The organism is Fundidesulfovibrio sp., from assembly GCF_058402725.1.
This window is the reverse complement of the sequence record NZ_JBZVFJ010000279.1, coordinates 1-2,517: the sequence shown is the minus strand read 5'-3', so window position 1 is coordinate 2,517 and position 2,517 is coordinate 1. Positions and strand designations below refer to the sequence as shown.

The following is a 2,517-nucleotide window of genomic DNA, read 5'->3' as shown; positions in this document are numbered from 1 at the left end:
CGTCCCGACAGGATGAGCGCCGTGAGCAGCGGGCCGAGTTCCGCCACGATGGTCACGCCCACAAGGTTGGCCACGTAGGAGAGCGCGCCCACCTTTTCCAGCTGCGCTGCGGCCTGCAGCGCCAGAATGATGCCGGTGCAGGCCGCGATCACCGTGACGATGGGCAGGGAATCGGCCCCCACCCACGCAAAATGACGCCAGTTCTGCCAGCGCATGTATTTCTTGGTGGTGAACGGGCTGCGCAGGCACTCCAGAAGTCGGTTGACCAGCCAGAAGAATTGATCGCGCTCGTGTCCCACAGGCCCTCAGATGCCGAACAGATCCCCGATCTGGGTGAGGGAGAAGAGCTTCTGGACCTGAGGAGATACGGACACGATGCGGATGGTTCGCTGCCTTGATTTCAGGAGCTTGCGCGTTTCGATGAGCACTGCCAGTCCGGAGCTGTCCACATAGGCGAGGTCTTTGAGGTCGAGCAGCAATTCACCCTGGGTTTTGCCGCAAAAGTCCTTCAGCCAGTCGCGCACTTCCTGCGAGTTGGTGAAATCGATGTCCCCGACGATGCGCGCCCTGGCCGTACGCTCATCGCCGTGGGCTTCCCAGGCGGTTGACTTCTCGTTGGACATCCCGGCGCACCTCTCAGTCTAGATCCAGCCACTGTTCCAGGGCCGGTGGAGGGGATGCGGCCAACGCGCCGCCCAACTCCTCCAGGTTCGTCACCGCAGCGCCCACCTGGCCCACCACCACGCCCGCCGCGCAGTTGGCCAGCAGCGAGGCCTGCGCCAGCCCGATCCCCGACCCCAGGGCCATGGCCAGCACCGCGATGACGGTGTCGCCCGCGCCGGTCACGTCGAAAACCGTGCGGGCTACGGTGGGCACGCGGAGCACCTTGCCCGGAGCCTCGAACACCGCCATGCCCTGCGCGCCCAGGGTGATGCACAGCTGGCGGCAGCGCAGTCGGCGAAAAATGGCCAGCCCGGCACGGATGACGCCTTCGCGACCAGTGGCGTCCACGCCGCCCAGCTCCCCGGCCTCCTTGGCATTGGGCGTGAGCAGGTCCACGCCCGCGTAGAGCCCGGCGTTGACCACCTTGGGGTCCACCAGCACGCGCAGGCCCCCTCCCCTTTCCGCGCGCGCCTGGGCCAGTGCTTCCATGATTTCGCGGCAGATCACGCCTTTTCCGTAGTCGGAGACGATCGCCACATCGTGGCTGGCGCACTCTCGCCGGACGGCCTCCACCAGAGCGGCCCTGGTCGCGGGCCTGAGTTCTCCGGTTTCCTCGCGGTCCACGCGCAGCATCTGCTGCCCGCCGGCCAGGATGCGCGTCTTGATGGTGGTCAGGCGGCCCTTCTCCACGATCATGAGCCCGGGCAGGGACTCCCTGGCCATGAGATCGTGCACGGCGCGGCCAGGGTCGTCCTCTCCGGTCACGCCCAGGAGCGTCACCGAGGCGTCCAGGGCCGCCAGGTTTCGGGCCACGTTGCCCGCCCCGCCCAGGGCGCGGCGTTCGCGCGCCACGCGCACCACGGGCACGGGGGCTTCGGGGCTGATGCGCGCGGCGTCGCCCACGAGATAGTGGTCGAGCATCACGTCGCCCACCACGAGCACGCGCGCGCCGCGCAGCCTGCCCGCCAGGGCGGCCAGCCCGGCGGAGGAAAGGGTCTCAGCGGGCGTCATCCACTCCCCAGGCGTCCAGAAGGGTTTTGAGCTCCTCGGCGCTGTTGTAGGCGAAGGTGATGCGCCCCTTGGCCTCGTCGCCGCCTACCTTCACGTTGACCCGAAAACGGTCGCGCAGCGTGCCTCCCAGTTCCGCGAGCCCGGCGGGGGTCCTGGTCCGCTGACGCCGTTCGGCCCTGGGCTTCGCCGGGGCGCCGGAATCCTCAGGCAGGGCCTCGTGCACGCGCCAGTAGCCGGCCTGGTCCTCGGTCTCGCGCACGGAGAGTCCCCGGTCGAGCACGCGACGCCAGAGCTGGTCCCGCAGCGCTTCGTCCGTGATGGCCAGCAGCGCCCGGGCGTGCCCGGCGGTGATGCCGTCCTTGGAGAGGCTCTCCTGGATGGGCAGGGGCAACTGGAGCAGACGCAGGCTGTTGGCCACGGCGGAGCGGCTTTTTCCCACCTTCTGGGCCAGCGCCTCCTGGCTCAGCTCGAAGGAATTGAGCAATTGGTCCAGGCCCTTGGCCTCTTCAAGCGCGTTCAGGTTCTCACGTTGAAGGTTTTCGATGAGCGCCAGGGCGAGGCTCTGCTCGTCGGTGACCTCGCGCAGGAGCGCCGGGATGGTTTCCTTGCCAGCGATCTTGCTGGCCCGCAGTCTGCGTTCGCCCGCAACGAGTTCGTAGCCGTGCGCGCCGGATTGGGCAGGCCGGATGAGCACGGGCTGGAGCACGCCCTGCTCCCGGATGGAGCTGGCCAGGTCCTGCAGGGATTCCTCGTCGAACTCGAAGCGAGGCTGGCGCGGGTTGGGCCTGATGTCCTCCAGCTTGACGAGCATCACCTCGGGATGTTCCCGATCCACCGCCATGC

At 68.1% G+C, this 2,517-nt stretch carries 4 protein-coding genes; all 4 read right to left on the bottom strand.

Translation table 11 applies throughout. The annotated features are described in order from the left end of the window. A partial coding sequence (locus ACV4UX_RS18675) for an ABC transporter permease (protein WP_491594787.1) occupies positions 1-299 on the bottom strand: 299 nt, incomplete at its 3' end. A 6-nt stretch (positions 300-305) separates the two neighbouring features. Next, on the bottom strand, positions 306-623 hold the full coding sequence (locus ACV4UX_RS18670) for an STAS domain-containing protein (RefSeq protein WP_491594786.1): 318 nt from the start codon (positions 621-623) through the stop codon (positions 306-308). Positions 624-636: 13 nt separating this feature from the next. Next, positions 637-1,674 carry a bifunctional heptose 7-phosphate kinase/heptose 1-phosphate adenyltransferase gene (locus ACV4UX_RS18665; protein WP_491594785.1) on the bottom strand — a complete coding sequence of 346 codons (1,038 nt, stop codon included), beginning with the start codon at positions 1,672-1,674 and terminating at the stop codon, positions 637-639. After that, positions 1,661-2,517 (bottom strand): ParB/RepB/Spo0J family partition protein (locus tag ACV4UX_RS18660; protein WP_491594784.1); only part of this gene is annotated, 857 nt, incomplete at its 5' end. The genes ACV4UX_RS18665 and ACV4UX_RS18660, both read right to left, overlap by 14 nt.